Source organism: Streptomyces sp. NPDC059454, assembly GCF_042749965.1.
Taxonomy (GTDB): Bacteria; Actinomycetota; Actinomycetes; order Streptomycetales; family Streptomycetaceae; genus Streptomyces.
The window spans coordinates 107,134-132,554 of the sequence record NZ_JBHYVC010000010.1 but is presented as its reverse complement, the minus strand read 5'-3'; the positions used below and the strand labels follow the sequence as shown (position 1 = coordinate 132,554).

Below are 25,421 nucleotides of genomic sequence, written 5' to 3'. Positions count from 1 at the left end.
CGGGGGATCGTCCGAGGTGGACGGCCTCGTTCGCGATGGAAGTAGCCTCGGGCTACCGGATCGGGGTGCTCGACTCACAGGCGCGCCGGACACCGCCGCCGGTGGACCGCGACGGCCACCGCCACCACCAGGGCGCCGGTCAGCCAGCCGCCGAGGACGTCCGTGGGCCAGTGCACGCCGAGCCAGACCCGGGTGAGGCCGACGCCGGTCACCGAGAGGACCGCCACGGCCAGCGCCGTGCGCCACAGGACGCGGCCCACCCCGTGACGGTGCAGCAGCCACAGCAGCAGACCGCAGACGACCGTCGCGGTCATGGCGTGCCCCGACGGGAACGCCGCGTAGTGCGCGGAGTCCACCGGGTCGGGCCAGACCGGGCGGGCACGGTCCAGCGCGGCCTTCAGCCCCTGCTGCACCGCCGTCGCGACGGCGACCGTGAGCACCAGCCAGAGCGCCGACCAGGGGGCCGCGTACCGCCAGGCGAGCAGTGCCGCCGCCACACCGCACAGCACCCGCATCGTCCAGGGGTCCCAGACCCAGTCCGTCAGGATGCGGGACGTCTGCGTCAACCCCCGCTCCTCGACCGCCCAGCGGTGAGTCGTCCGGGCGATGTCGGCGTCCAGCTCGAGCAGCGGGCGCCACTCGACGCCGACGAGCGTCAGCAGCAGCGCCGAGCACAGCGCGAGGACTCCGGTGGACAGGGCGGCCGGGCGGTGCTCCGGCGGCCTGGGCGGGGATTCGGTGTGGGGGGTGTGCATGAGGCGATCCTCGCCGAACGCCGGCGTCCGGGGCCAGTGCCCCGTCCCTGCCGGGCCTGCACCAGCCCTTTTCCGGGCTCGCGGCAGCCCTTTTCCGGGCTTGCGCCGCCCCGCCCAGGGCCTGCGTCAGCCTTTCCTGGGACTGTGTCAGCCCTGCCCGGGCCTGCCCCGGACCTTGCGGCCCGGCGTCCGCCCTTCCTGGGCCTGCCCGTTCCTCGGGGTTGTGTCCGGCTCCTCTCCGGCTGTGCGCTGGCCTGCGCCGGCCCTTCCGTCCTCGCGTCCCGTCCGCCCTTCCCGCGCCCGTTCCCACGTCTGCGTCCGGCTCTCTCCAGGCCCTGCCGGTCCGCTCCGGACCCTTCGGCCCCCGCGGGATGCCGCCCCGGCGCGCCCCGCCGGCCGCGTCCCCGGCCGCACGGGTCAGTACAGCCGGCCGAGCGCCCGCAGCCCCGGCACGAACGCCACCAGTACCGGGACCACCGGAACCAGTGACGCCACCGCCGTGAGCCGCAGCCGGCGCCCCGCGGTGAGCCGGTCCGGGGGAGTGAGCAGCCGGCGCACCCGGGCCGGGACGTGAGCCTGCGGGGCCGGACAGGGACCGAACACGCCGCGGTGCTCGTTGAGTTCCACCAGCGCGAGGGCCGTGGTCAGCCGGCCGAACCGGCGGGACGCCATGTCGTCGGCGGCGAGTTCGACCAGCCGGTGCATCTCGTCGCGGAACGCCACGAACACCGGTACCTGCGGGAAACCGCCCGCCGGCGCGGAGGAGGAGTGCAGCAGCCAGTCGTGCCGGGCCTGCGCGTGCCCCCGCTCGTGGGCGAGGACGGCGTCCAACTGCCTGCCTTTCAGCCGGCGCAACGCGGCCGTGGTGACGACCAGTCGGGGCGGGGCGCCGGGCAGCCACCAGGCGTCGGGCCGTTCGCCCTCCAGGACCACGAGCCGGTCGGAGCCCGGCTGCTCCCCGGGCAGCAGCGGGGCTCTCACCTGCAGTTCGGCGCGGCGCGTCCGACGTCGTACGCGGGCCCGTACGACCTCCCGGACCAGCATGGCCGCACTCCACAACCCGCCGCACGCCAGCGCCACAGCGGTGGTCTGCGCCCAGAGCCCGGCCGTACCGAGCGCGTACGCCTCCACGACCACGCGGGGCGCGGTGGCGAACACCTGGCCGCCCACCGCCCGCCAGGCGGCCGCCGCGCTGAACGTCATCGACAGCGCGCAGCACAGCAGCACCGCCGCGATCACGCACTGCCACGCCCACAGCGCCACCACCGGTTCGCGGTCCGGCCAGTCGGCCCGGGCGAGCAGCCGGGGACCCGTGACAGCGGTCAGGACGCCGAGCAGCAGCAGGACCGCGGGGAGGATCATGCCTCCAGCCTATGAGCGCGGGCCGCCCGAGGACACGGACGGACGGACCGAAGTGACGCAGGCAACGGTCCCGCGCGGTCGCCGCCGCACCGCGTGTCCCGCCCTCATGTCGTCAGCAGCATCGCCACCATCGCGATCCCCATGGACAGCCGGCAGGCCCGCGCCAGCTCCGGCCGGTCGCCCCAGCCGCCGTCCCGGCCGCCCCCCGCCACGGCGGCCACGGGCACCAGCCGTACGCCGGTGGCGAGTACGTACGCGACGAAGTAGAGCAGCAGGGCCCCGGTCAGCAGGGGTGTGCCCGAGCCGCCGTGCCCGTGTCCCTGCCCGGCGGAGGCGGCCATGGTCACCGCCATGTACACCATCGCCCCCGCGCCGATCAGATGGTGCAGATGGCGTGCGCCGGTGCGGGCCGCCCACAGCGCGTGCAGCCCGGCCGCGCCGAACACCACCGCGAGGGCCGGCCAGACCCACGCCGGCGGGGTGAACACCGCCGCGGGCACGGCCATCACGGCCATGCCGAAGCCCATGAGCGCCTCGCCGCCCGCGGCGCGGCGCTGCTCCACCACATGGCTGCGCATGCGCAGCAGACAGTAGGCGCCGGCCGCCGCGCAGAGCGCGACCAGCAGCCAGCCGGACGACGCCGGTCCGTGCACCCGAACTCCCCCCTCGACCCGCTCGACGGTCGGTCATGGCATGCCCGGTCCCGGCGGCGGACACCCGAGCGCACGAGAGTGCGGGGGGAGCGTCCGGGGGAGCGCGGCAGGTCGGCGCAAATGATTCACGAGTAAAACACCTGTTAACCTTGCTCCTCATGAGCAGCGCGTCCCCCACCCCCACCGTCCCCCGGGCAGCCCGGCGCCTCCCGCTCGCCGCCGCGCTGCGCCTCGGGCGGCCCTCCGACATCTGGTTCAAGCCGGCCCTCAGCGTGGTCGCCGCGGTCGCACCGCCCAGCCTGCTCCTGGTGGCCCTCGGCCGGCTCGACCTCGCGATGTACACCATGGCGGGGTCCCTGTGCGCCCTCTACGCCCACAACCGCCCGTACGCCGCCCGGGCCAGGGTGCTGGCCTGGGTGGTGCTCGGCATGCTCGGCGGCCTCACCGTGTCCCTGGTCGCCGCCTCCCTCACCGGGAACGCCGTGGTCCTGGTCGCCGTCGGCGCCGCCCTGGCCACCGTGCAGAAGGTGCTGTGCGACGCCACCCGCGTCGGCCCGCCCGGCCCTGTGATCCTCACCTTCGTCAGCTCCGCGGCGCTGTTCGTGCCGCAGACCCCCGGGCAGGTCCCCGGCCATCTCGCGCTCGCCGCCGCGGCCGGTGTCTGGGCCTATCTGGTGGGCATGGCACCCGCGCCGCTCCGGCCGCACGGCCCCGAACGCCGCGCCACCGCCCAGGCGCTGAACGCCGCCGCCGCGTACGCGGAGACCGGCGGCACCGGCGACGGTCACACCGGGGCCCGCGCCGCCGGATACGCCGCCGTACAGGCCGCCTGGCAGTCCCTGCTCTCCACCGGCAACCGGCCCTCCGACACCCGCCGCGCCCTCGAACGGCTCGTCGTCCGCGCGGAGGTCGCGCTCGCCGCGCCCGCCGACGCCGACCCCGTACGCCTGCGCGCCTGGGCCGGCGCACTGCGCGGCACCGGTGCCGTCCCGCGCACCGGGGACCCCCGCGCGGACGCCGGTGAACTCCTCGGCGTGGCCGCCGAACGCGCCACCCCGCCGCGCCCCCTGCGGACCGGGCTCGGCCCGCTCACCCCGATCGCCGTCCGCACCACCCTCGGCTGCGCGCTCGCCGGGTACGCCTCCCTCGCCCTCGGCATCGGCCGCCCCTACTGGGCCCTGGTCACCGCCGCCTCGCTCTACCAGGCCAACATCACCCTCACCTGGAACCGGGCCGTCCAGCGCGTCGTCGGCAACCTCGCCGGCGTGCTGCTCTTCGCCGCCCTCGTCCCCGTCGCCCACCTCGGCCCGCTCGCCCTCGTGCTCTGCTGCCTGCTGTGCAGCTTCGGCGCCGAAGCGCTCATCGGCCGCAACTACTGGCTCGGCACCATCTGCGTGACCCCGCTCGCGCTGCTCGTCACCGAGTTCGCCGGCCACCAGCGGCCCGGCGACCTGATCACCGAGCGCGCGGTGGACACCCTGGTCGGCGCCCTGGTCGGCTTCGCCGCCGCCGTGGCCGTCACCGACCGGCGGGCGGGCGACCGCGTGGAACGGGCGCTCACCACGGCCGACCGGGCACGCGAACACGCCGCGCGCCTCCTGGCCGGGCCCCGGCCCGCCCCCGCCGTCCTGGATGCCGCCCGACGCGGCCTCGCCGCCGCTCTGGTCGACCTGCGGGCCGCCGCCGACGCCGCGGCCGGCGAGTGGTGGCAGCGCGTGCCGGCCCAGGAGCGGGTCGTGCTCGCCGAGCAGTCGGGACACCGTACGCTCGCGGCGACGGTACGACGCCAGGGACTGCTCCCGGACCCCGGCACGGGCACGAACACGGAGGACGTACGGCCATGACGGCGACCGAAGGACCAGCGGCGGCCGGCGGCGAGGGACCGGAGACGGCGGACGGGGACATGTCCGGCGGCTCGCGGGGCGACACCGTCGCCGCCGTCGTGCGGCAGTGGAGGGCCGTCCACCCCGGCCTCGACACCGGCCCCATGGAGGTCATCGGCCGCATCAACCGCTGCGCCGCCCTCCTCCAGCAGGCGGAGGACGCCCCGCTGCGCCGCGCGGGGCTGACCCGCCCGGAGTTCGACCTGCTGGGCGCGCTGCGCCGCACCGGCCACGAGCTGACACCCAGTGAGCTGGCCCGCGAGACCTTCTCCTCGGGCGCCGCCGTCACCAAACGCCTCAAGCAGCTCACCGAACGCGGACTGGTGGAACGCCGCGGCGACACCCGTGACCGCCGGGTCGCCCACGTCCGCCTCACCGACTCCGGACGCGACCTGGTCGACGGCATCCTGCCCGCGCAGCTCGCCTACGAGACCGCCGTACTGTCCGGTCTGGACGGCCCGGAACTGGACGAGCTCGCCGCCCTGCTCGGCGAGCTGCTCGGCCAGCTGGAAGGACGCCTGGGCGCGTTGCGGGCGTGACGGCCGCGGGCCCGTCCCCGGTTCACCTCCCGTCCGCCGCCCGGTACACGCCGAACATCGCCCCCTGCGGGTCGCGGAGCACCGCGATGCGCGGACGCTCCGGGTGCGAGACGGGCTCCATCAGCACCGTGCCCTCCACCGTCGTGGTGGTCACCGCGGCGTCGTCCACGTCGTCCACGGCGAAGTACGGCAGCCAGTGCGCGGGTACCTCGTGCGGGAACTTCTCGTCCATCGTCACCATGCCGCCGAAGTCCGCGCCGTCGATGCCCCACTGCGGATACCGTCGGGAGGCGTCCACGCTCCAGCCGAACACGGTGGTGTAGAACGACACGGCCTGCCGCGGCGCCCGCGTCATCAGTTCCACCCAGCCCAGGGACCCGGGCACGTTGAACACCCCCGCGCCCGGGAAGGCGCCCGCCTGCCACAGCTGGAAGACGGCGCCGGCGGGGTCGACGGCCACCGCGGAACGGCCCGCGTCGAACACGTCCGTCGGACCGAGCAGCGGCTGCCCGCCCGCAGCCCCCACCGTACGGAGGGCGGCCTCGGCGTCGGGCACCGCGAACGACACGTTCCAGGCCACCGGCTGCGACTCCTGGTACAGCGGCGCCAGCGCGGCGACCGCCGCGTCACCGAGGTACGCGACCGTGTACCCGCCCGACTCCTGACGCGGGTCCGCCTCGGGGCGCCAGCCGAACAACCGCGTGTAGAACCGTCGGGCGGACTCCACATCGGTGGTCCCCAGCTCGGCCCAGCAGGGCCCACCGGTCACCGGCGCGGACTGTCTCATGGCGCTTCCTTCCGTTCCCCCGCCACGCTAAGCCCGCCTTCCGGGCCCGGCCATCCGGCGCGAGCGTGTGCCGCCCTCAGATGCCCGGCCGGTACCGCAGTGGGTGCCCGGCCGGGATCTCGACCAGCACGATCGGTGTGCCGTCCGGGTCCGCGATCCACATCTCGAGCAGGCCCCACGGCTCATGCACCGGGGGACGGACGATGTCGACGCCCTTGGCCGCCAGCTCCTCGTGCGCCACCGCGATGTCTTCGACCTGGAGCCACAGCCGTACGTCCGGGGAAGCCGCCGAGGAGGGGTCCGCACGGCCCGAGAGCTCCAGGAACCCGCCGCCCAGGAAGTAGACGGTGCCGCGTTCCGGACCGGTACCGAACTCGCGGTGGACGGCGAGACCCAGCCGCTCCCTGTAGAAGGCGCGGGAGCGGTCGGGGTCGGTGGGGCGGAGCAGAACACGGCTGCTCAGTACATGCACCATGCGGCCGAGCGTAGTGGCCGGGTTAGTCTCGTTCCCGCCCGAGCCACGCCGGAAGGCGCCCAGAGAAACCGGAGACGTGCCCATGGAATCCGCCACCGACACCGCACTGGCCTTCCGCGACGCGACCGACGCCGATGTGGACGCCCTCGTCGCGCTGATCGAGTCGGCGTACCGGGGCGAGTCCAGCCGGACCGGGTGGACCACCGAGGCGGACATCCTCCAGGGGCAGCGGACCGACCCGGAGGGTGTGCTGGAGGTCATCAAGGCGCCGGACAGCAGGCTGCTCACGGTGGAGCGCGGTGGCCGCGTGGTCGCCTGCTGCCAGCTGGAACACCGCGGCGCGCACGCCTACTTCGGGATGTTCGCGGTCAGCCCCGCCCTCCAGGGCGCCGGACTCGGCAGGACGATCATCGCGGAGGCGGAGCGCCGGGCCCGCGAGACCTGGGGCGTCAGCGAGATGCACATGACGGTGATCTCCGTGCGGGAGGACCTGATCGCCTGGTACGAGCGGCGCGGCTACCGCCGTACGGGACGGATGACGCCCTTCCCGTACGGCGACGAGCGCTTCGGCATCCCGCAGCGGGACGACCTGGAGTTCGAGCTGCTGGTGAAGGAACTGGTCTGACGGCTCACGCGGTGAAGCGCCCGGTGCGCTTGATCTCCGGGTAGTCGGTGGTGGCGCCGTCGAGCCCCAGGGCCCGTACCAGTCTGAGGTGGTCCTGGGTGTTGACCACCCAGCCGATGATCCGCAGCTCGGCCTTCCGCGCCTGCTCCACGATCTCCAGGGTGAGCCGGCGGATGTTGAGGCAGACGGTCGAGGCGCCGGCCCCCACCGCCCGGTCCACGACGTCCGTGCCGTAGCGGCTGGCGATGAGCGCGGTACGGACGCCGGGCACGAGGCGGGCGGTCTCCGCGATCGCCTCGTCGTGGAACGAGGACACCTCGACCCGGTCGGCCAGGTCCCGTTCGTTCATCACCCCGGCCAGCGCCCGCGCCGCGTGGACGTCCTTGATCTCGGCCTGCAGAGGCGCCCGGACGGCGTCGAGCACCTCCTCGAAGACGGGGATCCGCTCGCCCCGTCCGGCGTCCAGGGCGCGCAGCTCGGCGAGGGTCTTGTCGGCGATCGCGCCCGTGCCGTCCGTGGTGCGGTCCACCTCCGTGTCGTGCATGACGACGAGCGCGCCGTCCTTGCTCAGATGCAGATCGAGTTCGATGACGTCGAGGCCCGCTTCCTGGGCGGCGACGAAGGACCGGAGGGTGTTCTCCGGTTCGACACCCATGACTCCGCGGTGACCGATGGTGAGGAAGTTCAAGATGCGACTCGCTTCCGTCGACGGCGGCGGGGGGCCGCGTCCCTACGGCCCTCCTGGACCGTATCGCCTGTGCCCGTCGCGTCCAGAGGCTGAACCTCGATCGCAGACACCGTCGCCCACCCGGGTGTACCGCAGGAAAAAATGCGGTGAGCTCGGGGGTGAGGCAGGATAATTTCCCGAGGTTCCCCTTGCTGGGAGAAACCTCGTATGTATACGGTCTCCATACGTGAGGTTCTCCCGTGGAGGATGGGGCATGACGGAAATTCTTGTGCAGGTGGGTGCCGAGGGACAGGTTCCTTCGGCGACCAGGGTGGTGGAGCACCCGGCATGGCCCGTGCTCAAGGATGCCGTGGAGCGGATCCGGCCCTGGCAGTCCAAGGACGGTTCGATCGACTTCGACGCCGACGGGGCCCCGGACCGCGACGACGCCGAGCGCGCGGTGCGCGCCGTGATCGGTGCCGTCGGGGAACTCTCCCCGCTGCTTCCGCACGACCGCGCCTACCACGAGGCGCTCGCCGAGGACCTGGGCCGCTGGGCCGAGGGCGGCTTCGAGGTGCCCGACTTCCTCGACTCGCTGCTGGCCTTCCAGCCGGCCGCGAGCCGCGCGGACGGCCTCCAGCACCTGGTCGTCTTCCCGATGTACACGCAGAACGGCAACCCCGACCGCAACCTCGAGGCGGTCGTGCTGCGCATGGTCTGGCCCGACTGGCTGGCCGAGCTGGAGCGCACCCGCTACGACAACCCGCTGTTCTGCGGCATCACCTTCGAGGACTTCACCTCGGGGTACGACACCAACTCCGCGGTCCTCTTCCCGGAGACCATCGCGGTGCGCGAGGCCCCCGAGCGGTTCACCTGGGGCGGCATCTTCTGCGACCGCGAGGCCGCCCGATTCCGTCGCGTCACCGAGGCCGCCGTGGACATCCTGGGCCTTCGGCTGCCCGAGGACGTCGCCGCCATGGTGCACGACCAGAAGCGCTGCGAAGAGGCGTTCGTGCTCTGGGACATGGTCCACGACCGCACCCACAGCCACGGCGACCTGCCGTTCGACCCGTTCATGATCAAGCAGCGCCAGCCGTTCTGGATGTACGGCCTGGAGGAGCTGCGCTGCGACCTCACCGCCTTCAAGGAGGCCGTGAAGCTGGCCGGGGACGGCGTCCCGCAGGCCCGTGACGTCCAGGTCGCGGTGCTCTTCGACCGGATGTTCCGCTTCCCGGTCACCGGTGAGCGCGTGCGCAACTACGACGGCCTCGGCGGCCAGCTGCTCTTCGCCTACCTGCACAAGCACGACGTCGTCCGCTGGACCGACAACAAGCTCTCCATCGACTGGGAGCGCGCCCCGCAGGTCACCAACCAGCTGTGCGCCGAGATCGAGACGCTGTACCGCGACGGCATCGACCGCCCCAAGCTCGTCCACTGGTTCGCCGGGTACGAGCTGGTCTCCGCCTACCTCTCCCCGCACCCGGGCTCCACGTGGGCCAAGGGCCCCGACGCCCTCGACCTGACGCTGCCGCCGCGGAAACTCGTCGATGACGTGCTTCCGGACGAGTTTCCGCTGAGCATGTTCTATGAGGCACTGTCCAAGAAGCTGAAGAACGTGATCGCCTCCACCAAGGGAATTCGCGGGGACGGTGCCGAACGGGTCGCCGCGTGAGCGATCGCAGGACCACAACAGCTCAGGAGGCGGGAATCATGGGGAACGGGGCGCTCGAGGGCGCGGTGATCGCGGTGGCCGGCGCGGGGGGACCCGCGGGACGCGCGGCACTGCTCAGGCTGGCCGAGGCGGGAGCGACCGTCGTCGGCTCGGACAACGATCCGGAGCGGCTGGCGGAGGCCGTGGACGCGGCGCGCTACGCGCACGGCGGCGCCACCGTCACCGGCGACACGGTCGATCTGCTGGACCTGGACTCCACCCGTGACTGGGCCACCCGGGTCGAGAAGGAGTTCGGCCGGGTCGACGGACTGGTCCACCTCGTCGGCGGCTGGCGCGGCAGCGAGACCTTCACCAAGACCAGCCTGGACGACTGGGACTTCCTGGAGCTGCTGCTGGTGCGCACCGTGCAGCACACCTCGCTCGCCTTCCACGAGGCGCTCCAGCGCAGCGACCGCGGCCGGTACGTCCTGATCAGCGCCGCCGGCGCCACCAAACCCACCGCGGGCAACGCCGCGTACGCGGCCGGCAAGGCCGCCGCCGAGGCGTGGACGCTGGCCATGGCCGACTACTTCCGCAAGGCCGGGGGCGAGCAGGGGCCGACGTCGGCGGCTGCGATCCTGGTGGTGAAGGCGCTGGTGCACGACGCGATGCGCGCCGACCGCCCCAACGCGAAGTTCGCGGGCTTCACGGACGTCAAGGACCTGGCCGAGGCCATCGTCGGCGTCTGGGACGAGCCCGCCGCGGAAGTGAACGGAAACCGTCTGTGGCTGACCGAGAAGCCGTGAACCCACCGCGGACCGACGCGCGTCGTCATCACGACCCGGACGTCCGTGGTTTCGCCAGCGACAACTACGCCGGGGCCCACCCGGAGGTGCTCGCCGCCCTGGCCCTGGCCAACGGCGGGCACCAGGTCGCGTACGGCGAGGACGCGTACACCGAGAACCTCCAGCAGGTGATCCGCAGCCACTTCGGCCCCACCGCGGAGGCGTTCCCGGTGTTCAACGGCACCGGTGCCAACGTCGTCGCGCTCCAGGCCGTCACCGATCGCTGGGGCGCGGTGATCTGCGCCGAGAGCGCCCACATCAACGTGGACGAGGGCGGCGCCCCGGAGCGGGTCGGCGGGATCAAGCTGCTCACCGTGCCCACCCCGGACGGCAAGCTCACCCCTGAGCTGATCGACCGGCAGGCGTACGGCTGGGACGACGAGCACCGCGCGATGCCGCAGGTGGTCTCCATAGCCCAGGCCACCGAGCTGGGCACGGTCTACACGCCGGACGAGATCCGTGCCATCTGCGAGCACGCCCACGCGCACGGCATGAAGGTGCACGTCGACGGCTCCCGGCTGGCCAACGCCGCCGCCACGCTGAACGTGCCGATGCGCACCTTCACCAACGCGGCCGGCGTCGACCTGCTCTCGCTGGGCGGCACCAAGAACGGCGCCCTGTTCGGCGAGGCGGTCGTGGTGCTGAACCCGGACGGCATCCGGCATCTGAAGCACCTGCGCAAGCTGTCCATGCAGCTGGCGTCCAAGATGCGCTTCGTCTCGGTGCAGCTGGAGGCCCTGCTCGCCCGCGACCTGTGGCTGCGCAACGCCCGGCACGCCAACGAGATGGCCCAGCGCCTGGCCGAGGGCGTGCGCGCCGTGCACGGTGTGGAGATCCTCCACCCGGTGCAGGCCAACGCGGTCTTCGCGCGGCTGCCGCACGACGTGGGCGAGCGCCTGCAGAAGCGGTTCCGCTTCTACTTCTGGGACGAGGCGGCCGGCGACGTCCGCTGGATGTGTGCGTTCGACACCACCGAGGACGACGTGGACACGTTCGTGGCCGCGCTCAAGGAGGAGGCGGCCCGCTAGCGATGCATGCATAGGTATGCGATCGACTGGAAATGTATTGACTGCCGGTCGATCGCATACCTATGCTCTGGCGGCATGCAGCTGATCCAGGAAACCCCGGACCTCTCCGCCTACTTGGCCGCCGACGAGGCGATCGACCATCACCATCCGCTGGTCCGCGAGACGGCGGCACGGCTCGCCGCCGGGGCGGCCGACTCGTACGACTATGCGCGAGCGGCCTTCGAGTTCGTGCGCGACACCATCCCGCACTCCCAGGACTCCAGCGATCTCCGGGTCACCTGGCGCGCCTCCGACGTCCTGGAGCAGGGCACCGGCATCTGCTACGCCAAGGCCCACGCGCTGGCCGCGCTGCTGCGGGCCGAGGACATCCCGACCGCCCTCTGCTACCAGAACCTCGGCGTCGTGCACGGCCTGGTCGCCGTACGGTTCAAGGGTGCGTGGCATCGGCAGGATCCACGGGGCAACAAGCCCGGAGTGGACGCGCGGTTCTCCCTGGAGGGTGAGCGGCTGGCCTTCACCCCCGATCGGAAGTCCAATGAAATGGACTACCCGGTCCTGTATGCTGAACCGCATCCTGTTGTACTGAGCGCCCTCCAGGCCGCTTCCGACCGGTCGCACCTGTGGCGGACGCTGCCCACCGCACTCTGAGAACAAGGCGGACCATGTTTCCCGCACCGGCCGTGTCCGACGAGGTGCGAGCCCTCGTACCCGGCTTCACCCACGTCGTGGTCGAGGCCCACGGCTTGGCCAACGGGCCGAGCACGGAAGAGAGTTCCGCACTCCTCGACGACGCGGCCCGGCGGCTCGCCGGGCGCCTCCGGGGACGGGCCCCGCACGAGGACCCGCACATGGCGGCCTGGCGCGAGGTCTACACGGCGTTCGGCTCGAAACCCTCCCGCACCCGCAACTCGGCCGAGGCGCTCGCCAAGCGGGCCCTCTCGACGGCCGGCCTGCCCCGGATCAACCTCCTCGTCGACCTCTACAACGCGATCAGCGTCGCCCACCTGATCCCCGTCGGCGGCGAGGACATCGATCTGATCCGGGGCGGGATGCGGCTCGTGCGGGCCACCGGCGAGGAGGACTTCGTGACGGTCGCGGACGGTGCGGAGACCGTCGAACATCCCGACGCCGGCGAGGTGGTGTGGCGCGACGACCTGGGCGTGACCTGCCGCCGCTGGAACTGGCGCCAGGGCCCGCGCACCCGGCTCACCGAGAAAACGGTCTCGGGCGTCTTCCTGCTGGAGGGCCTGGCGCCGGTGCCGGTCGCCGAGATGGAAGCGGCGGCGGCCGAACTCGCGGGTCTGCTGGAGAAGTTCAGCCCCGGGGCGCGAATCACCGCGCACCCCGCCGCAGGGGCGGACCGGGGCGGCCGTTAGTCTGCCCGCCATGCGTGACGGGGGACAGGACGAACAGACGGACGTGGACGCGCGACCGGGGCGCCTCGCCCCACTGAGACGGCACTGGCTGCTCACCTCGGCCGTGGCGCTGCTCGCCACCGCGACGGCGGTCCCGCTGGTCCTGGCGGACTCCGGTGACGGCCCGCCCTGCCAGGAGATCCCGGCCTCCACCCGCGCCCTCGCCGGGGACCCTGCCGCCGCCACCCGCGCCCTGGACCCCGGCGACGACATGTCCCGCTACCCGGCCGTCCGCGAGCTCGTCCGGCACGAGCGTCCGTGCGGCGACGGGGCCGAGGCGCTCGGCGCCGTGGTGGAGGCCGCGACCCGCGCCGCACGCCCCGGCGCCCCGCACACGGTGGCCCAGGCCCGCGCCGCCTACGCCGTCGTCGCGGCCCTGGACTGGGCCGAGGTGCCCGCCGGGATGGCTCCCGGCGTCGCCAGGATGCTGGCCGACTACGTCGTCGACGAGGCCCGCTATCTGTCGTCCTCCGACGACGGCACCGGCCCCGCCGTGACGGCGGAGCAGGCCGCACCGGACGAGCGGGGCTGGACCGCGTACGGCCGCTTCCTCGCCCCCGGCGAGGCGCACGCCGACTTCGAGTACCGCGATCCCGTCTCGGACGCGGCGGCCCACCCGGACCGCCTCGTCGGAGAACTGGTCCGCGACCCCGAGGCGTTCGCGATCCTCTACGACGCCGAGCGCGCGTACTTCGCCCACTACCTGGAACGGCTCACCGACCGGGGCGGTGACCCCGACTTCCGCCCCGAGGACGACGAACCCCGCGGCGCGTACACCTCCACCGCCACCACCTGGCCCGACAACGACCTCCAGGACATCGCCGAGCGGATCGGCGCCCTGATGAAACACCGCGCGGCGCACACCAGGGACGGCGCGATCCCCGACGTCGCCGCCTTCGACAGGGCGGTGGCCCGGTACACCCGCGGTGCCTACCGGGCCGCCGCACGGCAGGTGACCGGCCGCCCGCCCATGGGCGACATCGCCGGCCGGCCGGTGTCCGGGCCGCTGCGCGGAGAACCGACGGACGGCCGCCACCAGCTGCTCACGGTGCTCGACGCCTGGGCCGGGGCACGGAACGTGCCCGAGCCGCGGGCGTCGGCGATGCGCCGGATCGTCGACACCGCGTACGTACGGGGGATCTGGCTGATGACCTGAGCGGCTCCGGGCCGCCGGTCAGCCGTTCATCCGCAGTCCGGAACAGTCCCGGCGTCGCACCTGGTCCCGGGCGAAGGCCTCCAGCAGGTCGCGCTTGTCGGCCCGGTCCACTCCCGGGACGTCGTCGCGCGCGCCGAAGGCGAAGTTCGCCGCCTCTCCGTCGCAGCGGGCGGTCGCCGTCAGGGGGAGCGGTACGCCGTCCCTGTCGGCGACGAAGCGGTCGCTCCAGTCGCCGTACCAGGCGGCGAAGACCAGCTGTCCGTCGTCACCGGACCCGGTGCCGTCCAGGTGCAGCTCGCAACGGCCGGTCGGCGCCGCGTCGTTGATCCCGTCCGCCACCCGCCAGCTCCCCGGCCGCGGCAGGTCCGCCCGCGCCGCCCAGCCGCAGCCGCCCTCGCCCGACCCGCTGAGCGGAACCGTCCTCGGGTCCTCCTCCGGCTCGACGAGTCCGGCGTCACCCTCGGGCGCGGTGAGCGGCTCGGCCCCGCAACCGAGGCGGTCGGAGACACCGTTGACGAGCGCCACGGCCGTCTCGTAGGCGGCCGGGTGACCCCACAGGGCGTCCTTGCCGAACTGCGTGCGCACCAGCAGCTTCCGCTGCCGGCCGGCGTCGTCCTTCCCCAGATCCGGGCAGGGCACGAGGAACTGGACGGCACCGAACTGGTCGATGAAACCGGGCAGACCCCGCGGCACCGGCGCCTGCGCGGTGAACCCGCTCTCCTCGAAGGCGGTCATGAACTCCCGGTCCTGCTGGTCCCGACCGGTGTAGGCCTCCAGCCGCAGCACCAGTTCGCCGCGCAGGTCGTCGCCCTCGAACGTCAGCGTGCACCCGTACTCGCCGAGCTCCCGGTGCGTCACCGACCTCGCGTCCTTGAAGTGCGAGCCGTTGTCGGCGAGCCGGCGCACCGCGTCCCCGGGCAGTGCCCCGTCGCACGCCGTGCGCACCAGCCACCAGTCCTGGGCGTAGGGTTCGGCGATCCAGCCGCCCACGCCCAGTACCGCCGCGGCCGCCACCGCCACCTTGATCCAGCGTCGCATCGTTCGCCCCCGTAGCGCAGCAGACAGAACGGAACCGGCGTGCGGGACGCCGGTTCCTGGTCACTGGCGGGACCCTATCGACAGCGCGGGGCGCCCGGGGCGGTGGGTGTCAGTGCGCCTCGGCCTGCCGGACCTGCTCCGGGGTCGGGGCCGTGCCCCCGAGGTGGGCCGGCATCCACCAGGTGTCGTCCGGGCCCTTGGGCCGCACCGGGTACGCGCGCTGCGCCGCCTCCAGCAGTTCCTGCACGCGCTCGCGCAGCTGGCGGGTGATCGCGCCCGCGTACTTGTCCTTGGACGCCTCGATCGTCTCTCCCACGCGGATGGTGATCGGGGTGTGGCTGCGCCCGAAGTTGCGCGGGTGCCCCTTGGTCCACAGTCGCTGCGTGCCCCACACCGCCATCGGGATCAGCGGCACGCCCGCATCCTGCGCCAGGCGCGCGGCACCCGACTTGAAGCTCTTCAGCGTGAACGACTGCGAGATCGTCGCCTCCGGGAAGACGCCCACGATCTCCCCCGACCGCAGCGACCGCAGCGCGTGCTCGTACGCCGCCTCGCCCCGCTCGCGGTCCACCGGGATGTGCTTCATGCCGCGCATCAGCGGGCCGGAGACCCGGTGCCGGAAGACCGACTCCTTCGCCATGAAACGGACGAGCCGCTTCTGGGGGAGCGCCGCCAGGCCGTTGAAGACGAAGTCCAGGTAGCTGATGTGGTTGCTCACCAGTACGGCGCCGCCCGAGCGCGGTATGTTCTCCGACCCCTGGCAGTCGATCTTGAGGTCCCACGCCTTGAACAGGGTGCGGGCGAAACCGACGACGGGCCGATAGACGAGTTCTGCCATGGGCGGGTCGGAACCCTTCCTTCTCTGCCTGGGAAGGAAGCTCCCAGTCGAAGTTACGGAGCCGTAGGTTTACGGCTTGTCGCAGATGGTGCCCGAAGAACGGCCGGTGAACCAGCCCTGGTGCTCGTCGGCGGCGAGATTCTCGTCACGTCCGCCCTTGATCCACCTCGGGCTTTGTGCGCCCGGCCGGGAATGTCCGCGGTCCCGGGAGCGCTGGAAACCGCTGACAGCGAATCCACGGCGGGAGCGGGCGAGTGCGGGATCAAGGCGGCGGACGACGGCTCGGAGCAGGGGAACCGTGGGCCGGGCTGGGGGAGCGGTTGGGAGAGCGCGCCACCCTGGTGCAGTTCTCCAGCGCCTTCTGCGCGCCCTGCCGGGCGACCAGGAGGGTGCTCGCCGAGGTGGCCGCACTGGTGCCGGGCGTGGCCCACGTGGAGATCGACGCCGAGGACCGTCTGGACCTCGTGCGCCGTCTGGAGATCGTGAAGACGCCGACGGTGCTGGTCCTCGACGCCGCCGGCCGGGTCGTACGGCGCGCGACCGGGCAGCCGCGCAGGGCCGATGTGATCGCCGCGCTCGGGGAGGCCGTGTGAGGGCCGGCCGGGGCGCGGTGAGGCATCTCCCACATCACGGGACCGACTTGACTGTGCATGCCACTTGTCGTCAGCCTGACCCCATGCCTTCGGGACTCCTTCGACCCCGGCGGGTACCCGCCCGCCCGGCGGTCGCCGCCCGCGCCGCGCGTGTGCGCCGACCGGGCCGGTGAGCAGCCGCGAGCCCGTTCGTCACCTCCCGCAGAAGGACAGTTTCATGACGGCCACGTCCGACCTGGGCACCGCCCGGCCCGCCTCGCCCGAGCTGTTGCGCTCCGTCTTCCGCAGGCACGCGGCGGGCGTCGCCGTGATCACCGCGCGCGGCTGCCGCGGTCCGGTCGGCTTCACCGCCACCTCCCTCGCCTCCGTCTCCGCCGAGCCTCCGATGCTGTCCTTCGGTGTCGGTACCGGGAGCTCCAGCTGGCCGGCGATCGCGACGGGCGATCACGTCGGCGTGCACGTCCTCGGGGAACATCAGCAGGAGCTGGCGGTGACCTTCGCACGCAGCGGTGCCGACCGTTTCGGTCCGGCCACCGCCTGGCAGGAGGGGCCGAAGGGGGTTCCGGTACTGGACGACGTGCCGGCCTGGATGGTGTGCAAGGTGGTGGCCCGGGTGCCCGCCGGTGACCACCGGATCGTGATCGCCGAGGTTCTGCTCGGCGACCCCGCCGGCCACGGCCGTCCGCTCCTCTACCACCAGGGACGCTTCAACGGCCTGCGCGACTGAGACGGGGTTTCTCCTGGTCGCGGACCCGTCGAGTTCCGGTTACGCTGCGTTGCGAAGGTCACAGTTCAAAGCGCTTGCTTAGCGGGAAGGAACTGGGTGTACTGACGAGTAATATTTCGTTCGGAGCGCGGGCCGCCCCGACCGGGACCGCCCGCTTCAGGCGCCTATGCTGCCTGCAGGCAGGCAGCCAGAAATGACGATGCAGTAGGAGAGCCGGCGTGAGCTTGAGGATCGTTGTCACCGTGAAGTACGTGCCCGACGCCACTGGCGACCGGCACTTCGCCGATGACCTGACCGTCGACCGTGACGACGTGGACGGTCTGCTCTCCGAACTGGACGAGTACGCGGTCGAGCAGGCGCTGCAGATCTCGGAGAACTCCGACGACGACGTGGAGATCACCGTGCTGACGGTGGGCCCCGAGGACGCCAAGGACGCCCTGCGCAAGGCGCTGTCCATGGGTGCGGACAAGGCGATCCACGTCGAGGACGACGACCTGCACGGCACCGATGCCATCGGCACCTCCCTGGTCCTGGCGAAGGCGGTCGAGAAGGCCGGCTACGACCTGGTGATCTCCGGCATGGCCTCCACCGACGGCACCATGGGCGTCGTACCGGCGCTGCTCGCCGAGCGTCTGGGCGTGCCGCAGGTGACCCTGCTGTCCGAGGTCTCGGTCGAGGGCGGCACGGTCAAGGGCCGTCGCGACGGCGACGCCGCCTCCGAGCGGCTCGAGGCCTCCCTCCCGGCCGTCGTGTCGGTCACCGACCAGTCGGGCGAGGCGCGTTACCCGTCCTTCAAGGGCATCATGGCGGCCAAGAAGAAGCCGGTCCAGTCCTGGGACCTGTCCGACCTCGACATCGACGAGGACGAGGTCGGTCTCGAGAACGCCTACACCACGGTCGACTCCGCCGCCGAGCGTCCGGCCCGCACCGCCGGCACGATCGTCAAGGACGAGGGCGAGGGCGGCAAGCAGCTCGCCGAGTTCCTCGCGAGCCAGAAGTTCGTCTGAGCCGCGAGGCTCCACTCGCTTCCCGCCCCTCACCCTTCGCAAGCAGGAGAGAAGAAGTCCCATGGCTGAAGTTCTCGTCTACGTCGACCACGTGGACGGCGCCGTCCGCAAGCCCACCCTGGAGCTGCTGACCCTGGCCCGCCGCATCGGCGAGCCCGTCGCCGTCGCGCTGGGCGGCGGTGCCGCCGACACCGCCGCCACGCTCGCCGAGCACGGCGCGGTGAAGGTCCTCACCCACGAGGCCGCCGAGTACGCCGACTACCTGGTCGTGCCGAAGGTGGACGCCCTCCAGGCCGCCCACGAGGCCGTCTCCCCGGCCGCCGTCCTGGTCCCCTCCTCCGCCGAGGGCAAGGAGATCGCCGCCCGCCTGGCGCTGCGTCTCGGATCGGGTGTCATCACCGACGCCGTCGACCTGGAGGCCGGCGACGAGGGCCCGGTGGCCACGCAGTCGGTGTTCGCCGCCTCCTACACCACCAAGTCCCGTGTCTCCAAGGGCACGCCGGTCATCACGGTCAAGCCGAACTCGGCCGCCGTCGAGGCCGCCCCGGCCGCGGGCAGCGTCGAGGCCCTGTCGGTGACCTTCTCCGCGCAGGCGACCGGCACCAAGGTCACCGGCCGCACGCCGCGCGAGTCGACCGGCCGTCCGGAGCTGACCGAGGCCGCGATCGTGGTCTCCGGTGGCCGTGGTGTCAACGGCGCGGAGAACTTCGGGCTCATCGAGGCGCTCGCCGACTCGCTCGGCGCGGCCGTCGGTGCCTCGCGCGCCGCCGTCGACGCCGGCTGGTACCCGCACACCAACCAGGTCGGTCAGACCGGCAAGTCGGTCTCGCCGCAGCTGTACATCGCCTCCGGCATCTCCGGCGCGATCCAGCACCGGGCCGGCATGCAGACCTCGAAGACCATCGTGGCCATCAACAAGGACGCCGAGGCCCCGATCTTCGACCTGGTCGACTACGGCATCGTCGGCGACCTGTTCGACGTCGTGCCGCAGCTGACCGAGGAGATCAAGACCCGCAAGGGCTGATCACCCGAGGCCTGACCGAGGCCCCCGCGACCGCACACCGGTCACGGGGGCCTCGCGGCGTGTCACAGGGTCAGGGAGGCCTGGACCGGCAGATGGTCGCTCGGGAACCGGCCGTCCACCGCGAAGGTGTTGACCGACGCCCGGTGCACCGTGACGCCGGGCGTGGCCAGGATCCAGTCGATGCGCGCACCGCCCGGCACCAGCGGCTGGTACCCGTGGAACGTCCCGTACGCGTCCCCGCGGCCCGCCGCCGCGTCCCAGGTGTCGACGAGCCCGGCGCCCAGCATCGTGTCGTACACGGGATTGCCGTGGGCCGCGACATTGAAGTCCCCTGTCACGATCACCGGGTGCGAGCGGGCCAGCCCGCCGACGTGTCCGGCGATGAGGGCGGCGGCCCGCTCCCGCGCGTACTGGCTCGCGTTGTCCAGATGGGTGTCGAGGACGCAGAACTCCCGGCCGTCGGCGCGCAGATCGCGGAAGCGGACCCAGGTGGCCATGCGGATGTGGGCGTTGCCCCAGGTGCTCGACGCGATCACGTCCGGGGTGTCGGACAGCCAGAAGTGGTCGTACTCCAGCGGGGCGAGCCGTCGGGTGTCGTAGAAGACCGCCATGAACTCGTCCCGGCTGCCGCCCGCCCGTCCGGTGCCGATCCAGTCGTACGACGGCCCCAGGCCGGCCTCGATGTCGCGCAGCTGCCGGTACAGGCCCTCCTGGGTGCCGAGGAGGTGCGGGCGCTCGCGGCGCAGCAGCTGCCGCATCACGGGCCTGCGGGCGGCCCAGCTGTTCGGCTCGGCCGTGCTCGCGAAGCGCAGGTTGAACGACATGACCTCCAGCGGACGCCCCGGGTGTCCGTCCGCCGAGGCCGACCCCGGGGACAGTGCTGTACTGGACAGCGGAAGGACGACCGAAGCGGCGAGTGCGCCCTTCAGTCCCAGACGGCGCGTGACACGGCGGTGAGTCGGCACGGACAAACGATGCCAGATAGACGTGAGCATGACGAGATGCGGGAGCGGGCCGGGTCGTGAGGTGGTGTTGACCGGCGAGAAGGGGCCCGATAACTTCATTCAACGGATTTTTTATTCCGTATTACGGAAGTTCGGGAGGGTGTGGGATGGGTCAGGGGCGGCAGGAGCGGGTGGCGACCAGTCTCGCGGGCGCCTTGAGCGAGGAGATCGGCGCCTCCCTCGCGCCGGTCGACGCCGAACTGGAGCGCCGCTACCCCGGAGACCCCGGCACCCGCCAGCCCGTCCACACCGTCTACGTCCCCGGTGACGCCTTCGCCGCCGACACCCTCCGCGCCTGGGGCGACCGGGCCCTCGCCGCGCTCGACGAACACGCCCCGGACGCCGCCTCCTTCGCCGCCGTCCTCGGGCTCGACGGCGACCTGGCCGAGGACGTGTACGGCCGCGTCCGGGCCAAACTGGAACGCGAGCCGGTCGAGGACCTGCGCGTCGACTTCGAGGACGGCTACGGCAACCGCCCCGACGCCGAGGAGGACGAGGCCGCGGCCCGCGCGGCCCGGCTCGTCGCCGAGGCGTACGCGGGAGGCACCGCGGCCCCGTACACGGGCATCCGGATGAAGAGCATGGAGGCGGCCGTCCGCGACCGGGGCATCCGCACCCTCGACATCTTCCTCACCGGTCTGACGGAGGCCGGGGGTCTGCCCGACGGGCTGGTCCTGACCCTGCCCAAGGTCACGTATCCCGAGCAGGTCACCGCCATGGCCCGGCTTCTCGGCGCCTTCGAGGAGGCGTGCGGCCTCGAACCCGGCCGGATCGGCTTCGAGATCCAGATCGAGACCAGCCAGGCCGTCCTCGCCGCCGACGGCACCGCCACGGTCGCCCGCATGATCCAGGCCGCCGGGGGGCGCGCCACCGGGCTGCACTACGGCACCTTCGACTACAGCGCCTGCCTCGGCGTCTCCGCCGCGCACCAGGCGAGCGACCACCCGGCCGCCGACCACGCCAAGGCCGTCATGCAGGTCGCCGCCGCGGGCACCGGCGTACGCGTCTCGGACGGCTCCACCAACGTCCTGCCCGTCGGACCCACGGAGCAGGTCCACGACGCCTGGCGGCTGCACTACGGCCTCACCCGCCGCGCCCTCGTCCGTGCCTACTACCAGGGCTGGGACATGCACCCCGGCCACCTCCCCACCCGTTACGCGGCCGTCTTCGCCTTCTACCGCGAGGGCTTCGCACGGGCCGCCGTCCGTCTCGCCCGGTACGCCGACCGGGCCGGCGGCGACGTCATGGACGAGCCCGCCACCGCCAGGGCCCTCGCCGGACACCTGCTGCGCGGCCTGGACTGCGGCGCCCTGGACGGCGCCGAGGTGACACGCCTGTCCGGACTGTCCCGCGCCGGCCTGGAGGGCTTCGCGTCACCCCGGCGCGGAGGCCTCACGGCCTCCGCGCGACAGCGGGGCCGCCCGCTTGCCCCATCTATCGAATCTCGATAGATTTCCATCGTGCTTCGATTCAAGGAGGGGCGATGGGGCGGCTGACCGTGCTCGCGCTGCGCGCCGTGATGGTGACGCTGCTGGCGGGCTCCCTGGGGGTTCAGGCGGTGATGGTGCCGCTGATGGCGAGCGACCTCGAGGGGCTGGACGCGGAGTACTCGTACCTGCGCGTCCCGTTCCTCCTCGTCGTGGTCCTCGGCGTGGTGACGGCCCAGGTCGTCCTGGTCTGCGTCTGGCGGCTGGTGACGATGGTGCGGCGCGGGACCGTCTTCTCCCATGCCGCCTTCCGCTACGTGCACATCGTCATCGGCGCGTTCGTCGCCGCGGCGCTGCTGGTGTTCGCGCTCGGAGCGCTCCTCGCGCCCGGCGAGGCCGTGGCCCCGGGCATCGTGGCACTGCTGGGCGGGGCCGGTCTGGCGATCCTGGGCATCGCCCTGGTCGTGCTCGTCCTGCGGATGCTGCTGGCGCAGGCCGTCGCGCGCGACGTCGAGGCGTCGCGGATGCGGGCCGAGCTGGCCGAGGTGATCTGATGCCGATCGCCGTCGACATCGACGTGATGCTGGCCAAGCGGAAGATGTCCGTGGGCGAACTCGCCGAACGCGTCGGGATCACGCCGGCCAATCTGGCGGTGCTCAAGAACGGCCGGGCCAAGGCGGTGCGCTTCACGACCCTCGCCGCGCTCTGCGACGTGCTCGAGTGCCAGCCGGGCGACCTGCTGCGCTGGGAGCCCGAGGACACCCTGCCCTGACCCGTCACCCGCGCCCCCGCCGCGCAGGCGACGCGCCGGTACCCGGACTTCCGTACCACTGGGGCCCCGCGTACCGCTCCAGGCCGCAGACCGTCACCAGCCTCTCCTCCGCGAACAGCCGGGTGCCCCGCGCGCACCGCCGGAGGTCGGCGCGGGCCCGCGCGCAGAACTCCTCGGGGGAGACGCCGAAGAGCTTCCGCAGTCCGGGAACGTTCACGAGCGGATCGGTGAGCAGCGCCCGCTGGCCCGGGTGGGTGCGCGGGGCGCCGGTGCCGTCGTGCAGCACGCCGTGGCGGTTCACGTACGCGTACGCGCCGGGGAGCGTGGAACCGTCGGCGAGTTCCACGCGCACATCGGGTGCGGGCAGCCAGGCACGGCGGAAGTTGCCGTCCGGCCGCGGTACGCCCTCGCTCGCGTCGATCACCGCGAGCTGCCGGGCGTCGAGTCAGAGGACGAACAGCTCCCGTACCGTCACCGGGGCGCGGACCGGAGAGTGGGACACATAACCCATGCGACTGACGTGCGCCGACACACCGATGCCGACGCCGGTCACCCGCGTCCGCACCATCGGCACCGGCGTGATGAACCCGGACTCGGCCATCCTGTGCCGCAGCTGACCGGGGCAGGCGTTGGAGCCGACCGCGAGCACGGGCACGCGGTCCTCGTACACCAGACGGTCCAGCGGCAGCAGCCGGTCCCCGCTCAGCAGCCCCGAATCCGGCGGCCACGCGCCCGGATACAGCAGCAGGTGCTCGCGCGGCGCCTTCTCGAGACCCAGCGCCCGCAGGGTGCGGTCCTCCTTTGCCGGCACCGCCCGCTCAGTCCGCCGGGGGCAGCTCGCCGGAGCCGCGGGTGATCAGCCGGGTGGGAAGTTCGATGCGCTCCGGGGTGAGCAGGGTGCCGTCCAGCTGGCGGAACAGCCGGTCGGCCGCGGTCCGGCCGAGGGCCGCCGCGTCCTGGGCGACGACCGTGACACCGGGCTGGAGCAGATCGGCGAGCTCGATGTCGTCGAAGCCGACCAGGGCGACCCGGCGGGCGTGCCCGGCCAGCACCCGGATCACGGTGACCGTCACCCGGTTGTTGCCCGTGAAGATCGCGGTGACCGGATCCGGTCCTGAGAGCATCTCCTCGGCCGCCCGGCGCACCCGCTCCGGGCCGGTGACGCCCAGCGACATCCAGGAGTCCGCCACCGTTATCCCCGCGTCCTCCATGGCGGTCCGGTAGCCGCGCAGCCGCTCGGCCGCGGTGTGGATGCGGGGCATGTCGCCGATGAAGCCGATCCTGCGGTGCCCGTGCGCGATCAGGTGGCTCACGCCGTCGTGGGCACCGCCGAAGTTGTCCGACACGACGACGTCCGCGTCGATGTGCCCGGCCGGACGGTCCACGAAGACGGTGGCGACGCCCGCCTTGATCTCCGGTTCCAGATAGCGGTGGTCGTCCCCGGCCGGGATCACCACAAGACCGTCCACCCGCCGGGCGCACAGCGCCAGCACCAGTTCCTGCTCGCGGTCGGCGTCCTCCGCGCTGGAGCCGTTGATCAGCAGGGCGCCGTGCGCGCGGGCCACCTCCTCGACCGCCCGGCTCAGCGGACCGTAGAACGGGTCCGCGAGATCCTCCAGAACCAGGCCGATGCTGGCGGTGCGGCCCTTGCGCAGCACGCGGGCGCTGTCGTTGCGGCGGAAGCCGAGCGCCTCGATCGCCTCCTGGACGCGGCGCTCCGTCTCCGGTGTGACGCCGGGCTCGCCGTTGACCACGCGGGAGACCGTCTTGAGTCCGACCCCGGCGCGCGCGGCCACGTCCTTCATCGTCGGACGGTTGCCGTAACGGGTCCCTGGGATGCGGTCGGTGCGGCGGGTCGTCTCCGGCACGGTGCGGTGTCCTGTCCTGTCGGCCACGGGGATGCGTAGGTCCATGGGGTTGTATGAGGATGTGGCGTCGAGCATAGAGCCTGGACAACGTTGTCAGGCTCGGGGGACACTGTCCAACGCACACTCCGGCCCGCACCTCACCGCGCGATCGGCTGTTGTCCGTGCTCCATGTGTTGCCTCCTGGTCGCGCATGGTCGTTCTCGGCGTTTTTCTGATTGCTCGACGGGGAGATCCGACACTGATGCACACCGACCTCGTGGCCGCGCTCGACATCGGCGGCACCAAGATCGCCGGCGCGCTGGTGGACTGCCAGGGCCGGATCGTGGTCCGCGCCCAGCGGCCGACGCCCGCACAGGAGAACGGCGAGACCGTGATGCGGGCGGTCGAGGCGGTACTCGGTGAGCTCACCGCGTCCCCGCTGTGGCAGCGCGCCGGCGCGGTGGGCATCGGCAGCGCCGGCCCGGTGGACGCCTCCGCCGGCACGGTGAGCCCGGTCAACGTGCCCGGCTGGCGCGACTACCCGCTCGTCGCCCGGGTCCGGGACACCGCCGGGGGCCTGCCCGTGGAGCTGATCGGCGACGGAGTGGCGATCACGGCCGCCGAACACTGGCAGGGCGCCGCCCGCGGCCACGACAACGCGCTGTGCATGGTCGTCTCGACCGGGGTCGGCGGCGGCCTGGTGCTCGGCGGCCGACTGCACCCCGGACCCACCGGCAACGCCGGCCACATCGGTCACATCAGCGTGGACCTCGACGGTGACCTGTGCCCGTGCGGTTCGCGCGGCTGTGTGGAGCGCATCGCGAGCGGCCCCAACATCGCCCGCCGCGCCCTGGACAACGGCTGGCGCCCCGGCCCGGACGGCGACGCCTCCGCCGCCGCGGTGGCCGCCGCCGCCCGGGCCGGCGATCAGGTGGCCGCGGCGTCCTTCGAGCGGGCGGCCAGGGCACTGGCCGCCGGGATCGCGGCCACCGCGACACTTGTCGAGATCGACATCGCCGTGATCGGTGGGGGCGTGGGCAAGGCGGGCGAGGTCCTCTTCGCCCCCCTCCGCAAGGCCCTCACCGAGTACGCCACCCTGTCCTTCGTCCAGCGTCTCGCCGTGACCCCGGCCCGGATGGGTACGGACGCGGGCCTGGTGGGCGCGGCGGCGGCAGCGCTGGCGGGCAGGACGGACACGGCGGTGGCGGGAGTCTGAGGGCCGGATCCGGGCCCGGCTGTCCGGGCCGGACGTGCGTGTCTTCGGTGTGTGGTCGGGTGCGGGCGTCCGGGACCGGTGGTCCGG

General features: G+C 72.8%; 26 protein-coding genes and 2 pseudogenes. 17 read left to right on the top strand and 11 right to left on the bottom strand.

The genetic code is table 11. From position 1 onward, the window contains the following. Window positions 1-74 precede the first annotated feature (74 nt). From ACFXAE_RS10215 to ACFXAE_RS10205, 3 genes are all read right to left on the bottom strand, one after another. On the bottom strand, window positions 75-755 hold the full coding sequence (locus tag ACFXAE_RS10215; RefSeq protein ID WP_384710930.1) for a phosphatase PAP2 family protein: 681 nt from the start codon (window positions 753-755) through the stop codon (window positions 75-77). A gap of 417 nt (window positions 756-1,172) precedes the next feature. Continuing rightward, window positions 1,173-2,117, bottom strand: coding sequence for a M56 family metallopeptidase (locus tag ACFXAE_RS10210; protein WP_384710927.1), 945 nt, complete (start codon window positions 2,115-2,117; stop codon window positions 1,173-1,175). Between the two features lie 104 nt (window positions 2,118-2,221). Continuing rightward, window positions 2,222-2,770: a DUF5134 domain-containing protein gene (locus ACFXAE_RS10205; protein ID WP_384710925.1), complete on the bottom strand. Its 549-nt coding sequence runs from the start codon at window positions 2,768-2,770 to the stop codon at window positions 2,222-2,224. A 35-nt stretch (window positions 2,771-2,805) separates the two neighbouring features. Here ACFXAE_RS10205 and ACFXAE_RS10200 point away from each other — a divergent pair. Both ACFXAE_RS10200 and ACFXAE_RS10195 read left to right on the top strand, forming a co-directional pair. Then, window positions 2,806-4,263 (top strand): annotated as a pseudogene (locus tag ACFXAE_RS10200) (FUSC family protein); the annotation flags it as partial. Between the two features lie 209 nt (window positions 4,264-4,472). Beyond that, the gene (locus tag ACFXAE_RS10195; RefSeq protein ID WP_384710922.1) at window positions 4,473-5,192 is read left to right on the top strand and encodes a MarR family winged helix-turn-helix transcriptional regulator; all 720 of its coding nucleotides are present in this window, start codon (window positions 4,473-4,475) and stop codon (window positions 5,190-5,192) included. Between the two features lie 22 nt (window positions 5,193-5,214). Here the strand turns inward: ACFXAE_RS10195 and ACFXAE_RS10190 are convergent, their stop codons facing one another. Further along, window positions 5,215-5,979 carry a VOC family protein gene (locus tag ACFXAE_RS10190; RefSeq protein WP_384710919.1) on the bottom strand — a complete coding sequence of 255 codons (765 nt, stop codon included), beginning with the start codon at window positions 5,977-5,979 and terminating at the stop codon, window positions 5,215-5,217. A 76-nt stretch (window positions 5,980-6,055) separates the two neighbouring features. Further along, window positions 6,056-6,454 (bottom strand): VOC family protein, encoded by a 399-nt coding sequence (locus tag ACFXAE_RS10185; RefSeq protein WP_384710916.1) that lies wholly within the window; start codon window positions 6,452-6,454, stop codon window positions 6,056-6,058. 82 nt (window positions 6,455-6,536) lie between these two features. Here ACFXAE_RS10185 and ACFXAE_RS10180 point away from each other — a divergent pair, with 82 nt between their 5' ends. Next, window positions 6,537-7,079 (top strand): GNAT family N-acetyltransferase, encoded by a 543-nt coding sequence (locus tag ACFXAE_RS10180; RefSeq protein WP_384710914.1) that lies wholly within the window; start codon window positions 6,537-6,539, stop codon window positions 7,077-7,079. A 4-nt stretch (window positions 7,080-7,083) separates the two neighbouring features. On the opposite strand, the gene ACFXAE_RS10175 is transcribed toward ACFXAE_RS10180, so the two are convergent. Next, window positions 7,084-7,767 carry a glycerophosphodiester phosphodiesterase gene (locus ACFXAE_RS10175; RefSeq protein ID WP_384710911.1) on the bottom strand — a complete coding sequence of 228 codons (684 nt, stop codon included), beginning with the start codon at window positions 7,765-7,767 and terminating at the stop codon, window positions 7,084-7,086. A 253-nt stretch (window positions 7,768-8,020) separates the two neighbouring features. On the opposite strand from ACFXAE_RS10175, the gene ACFXAE_RS10170 reads away from it, so the two are divergent. From ACFXAE_RS10170 to ACFXAE_RS10145, 6 genes are all read left to right on the top strand, one after another. Next, window positions 8,021-9,418 carry a DUF6421 family protein gene (locus ACFXAE_RS10170; protein WP_384710908.1) on the top strand — a complete coding sequence of 466 codons (1,398 nt, stop codon included), beginning with the start codon at window positions 8,021-8,023 and terminating at the stop codon, window positions 9,416-9,418. Between the two features lie 38 nt (window positions 9,419-9,456). After that, window positions 9,457-10,203: an SDR family NAD(P)-dependent oxidoreductase gene (locus tag ACFXAE_RS10165; protein WP_384710905.1), complete on the top strand. Its 747-nt coding sequence runs from the start codon at window positions 9,457-9,459 to the stop codon at window positions 10,201-10,203. Beyond that, entirely contained in the window at window positions 10,200-11,270 is a 1,071-nt protein-coding gene (locus ACFXAE_RS10160) for a threonine aldolase family protein (protein ID WP_384710902.1), read from the top strand. The genes ACFXAE_RS10165 and ACFXAE_RS10160 overlap by 4 nt, the downstream gene beginning before the upstream one ends. A gap of 75 nt (window positions 11,271-11,345) precedes the next feature. Then, window positions 11,346-11,918, top strand: coding sequence for a transglutaminase domain-containing protein (locus ACFXAE_RS10155; RefSeq protein WP_384710899.1), 573 nt, complete (start codon window positions 11,346-11,348; stop codon window positions 11,916-11,918). A 14-nt stretch (window positions 11,919-11,932) separates the two neighbouring features. Beyond that, complete coding sequence (locus ACFXAE_RS10150) at window positions 11,933-12,646, top strand: B3/4 domain-containing protein (RefSeq protein ID WP_384710896.1); 714 nt, start codon at window positions 11,933-11,935, stop codon at window positions 12,644-12,646. Between the two features lie 10 nt (window positions 12,647-12,656). Next, a complete protein-coding gene (locus ACFXAE_RS10145; protein ID WP_384710893.1) occupies window positions 12,657-13,841 on the top strand; it encodes a hypothetical protein in 1,185 nt (394 codons plus the stop codon). An 18-nt stretch (window positions 13,842-13,859) separates the two neighbouring features. Here ACFXAE_RS10145 and ACFXAE_RS10140 read toward each other — a convergent pair whose 3' ends face one another. Together ACFXAE_RS10140 and ACFXAE_RS10135 are read right to left on the bottom strand one after the other, a co-directional pair. Continuing rightward, on the bottom strand, window positions 13,860-14,879 hold the full coding sequence (locus ACFXAE_RS10140) for a hypothetical protein (RefSeq protein WP_384710890.1): 1,020 nt from the start codon (window positions 14,877-14,879) through the stop codon (window positions 13,860-13,862). Between the two features lie 109 nt (window positions 14,880-14,988). Continuing rightward, on the bottom strand, window positions 14,989-15,717 hold the full coding sequence (locus ACFXAE_RS10135; RefSeq protein ID WP_384710886.1) for a lysophospholipid acyltransferase family protein: 729 nt from the start codon (window positions 15,715-15,717) through the stop codon (window positions 14,989-14,991). Window positions 15,718-15,950: 233 nt separating this feature from the next. Here ACFXAE_RS10135 and ACFXAE_RS10130 point away from each other — a divergent pair, with 233 nt between their 5' ends. The 4 genes from ACFXAE_RS10130 to ACFXAE_RS10115 all read left to right on the top strand — a co-directional run bounded on the left by ACFXAE_RS10130 (window position 15,951) and on the right by ACFXAE_RS10115 (window position 19,068). Next, window positions 15,951-16,310 (top strand): TlpA family protein disulfide reductase, encoded by a 360-nt coding sequence (locus ACFXAE_RS10130; RefSeq protein ID WP_384711073.1) that lies wholly within the window; start codon window positions 15,951-15,953, stop codon window positions 16,308-16,310. Window positions 16,311-16,527: 217 nt separating this feature from the next. After that, window positions 16,528-17,037 carry a flavin reductase family protein gene (locus tag ACFXAE_RS10125; protein ID WP_384710883.1) on the top strand — a complete coding sequence of 170 codons (510 nt, stop codon included), beginning with the start codon at window positions 16,528-16,530 and terminating at the stop codon, window positions 17,035-17,037. 218 nt (window positions 17,038-17,255) lie between these two features. Further along, window positions 17,256-18,044: an electron transfer flavoprotein subunit beta/FixA family protein gene (locus ACFXAE_RS10120; RefSeq protein WP_384710880.1), complete on the top strand. Its 789-nt coding sequence runs from the start codon at window positions 17,256-17,258 to the stop codon at window positions 18,042-18,044. Window positions 18,045-18,105: 61 nt separating this feature from the next. Continuing rightward, window positions 18,106-19,068: an electron transfer flavoprotein subunit alpha/FixB family protein gene (locus ACFXAE_RS10115; RefSeq protein ID WP_384710877.1), complete on the top strand. Its 963-nt coding sequence runs from the start codon at window positions 18,106-18,108 to the stop codon at window positions 19,066-19,068. A gap of 62 nt (window positions 19,069-19,130) precedes the next feature. Here the strand turns inward: ACFXAE_RS10115 and ACFXAE_RS10110 are convergent, their stop codons facing one another. Then, on the bottom strand, window positions 19,131-20,033 hold the full coding sequence (locus ACFXAE_RS10110; protein WP_384710874.1) for an endonuclease/exonuclease/phosphatase family protein: 903 nt from the start codon (window positions 20,031-20,033) through the stop codon (window positions 19,131-19,133). 146 nt (window positions 20,034-20,179) lie between these two features. On the opposite strand from ACFXAE_RS10110, the gene ACFXAE_RS10105 reads away from it, so the two are divergent. From ACFXAE_RS10105 to ACFXAE_RS10095, 3 genes are read left to right on the top strand one after another with little or no spacing between them, the layout of a single operon-like run. Beyond that, entirely contained in the window at window positions 20,180-21,523 is a 1,344-nt protein-coding gene (locus ACFXAE_RS10105; protein ID WP_384710871.1) for a DUF6986 family protein, read from the top strand. A 32-nt stretch (window positions 21,524-21,555) separates the two neighbouring features. Beyond that, window positions 21,556-22,053, top strand: coding sequence for a DUF2975 domain-containing protein (locus tag ACFXAE_RS10100; RefSeq protein ID WP_384710868.1), 498 nt, complete (start codon window positions 21,556-21,558; stop codon window positions 22,051-22,053). Beyond that, window positions 22,053-22,271: a helix-turn-helix domain-containing protein gene (locus ACFXAE_RS10095; RefSeq protein WP_384710865.1), complete on the top strand. Its 219-nt coding sequence runs from the start codon at window positions 22,053-22,055 to the stop codon at window positions 22,269-22,271. The genes ACFXAE_RS10100 and ACFXAE_RS10095 overlap by 1 nt, the downstream gene beginning before the upstream one ends. A 4-nt stretch (window positions 22,272-22,275) precedes the next feature. Here ACFXAE_RS10095 and ACFXAE_RS10090 read toward each other — a convergent pair. Together ACFXAE_RS10090 and ACFXAE_RS10085 are read right to left on the bottom strand one after the other, a co-directional pair. After that, window positions 22,276-23,058 (bottom strand): annotated as a pseudogene (locus ACFXAE_RS10090) (hypothetical protein). A gap of 31 nt (window positions 23,059-23,089) precedes the next feature. After that, entirely contained in the window at window positions 23,090-24,184 is a 1,095-nt protein-coding gene (locus ACFXAE_RS10085) for a LacI family DNA-binding transcriptional regulator (protein ID WP_384710862.1), read from the bottom strand. Window positions 24,185-24,380: 196 nt separating this feature from the next. Between ACFXAE_RS10085 and ACFXAE_RS10080 the strand changes: the two genes are divergently transcribed. After that, window positions 24,381-25,334 carry an ROK family protein gene (locus tag ACFXAE_RS10080; RefSeq protein ID WP_384710860.1) on the top strand — a complete coding sequence of 318 codons (954 nt, stop codon included), beginning with the start codon at window positions 24,381-24,383 and terminating at the stop codon, window positions 25,332-25,334. The last annotated feature ends 87 nt before the right edge of the window (window positions 25,335-25,421 follow it).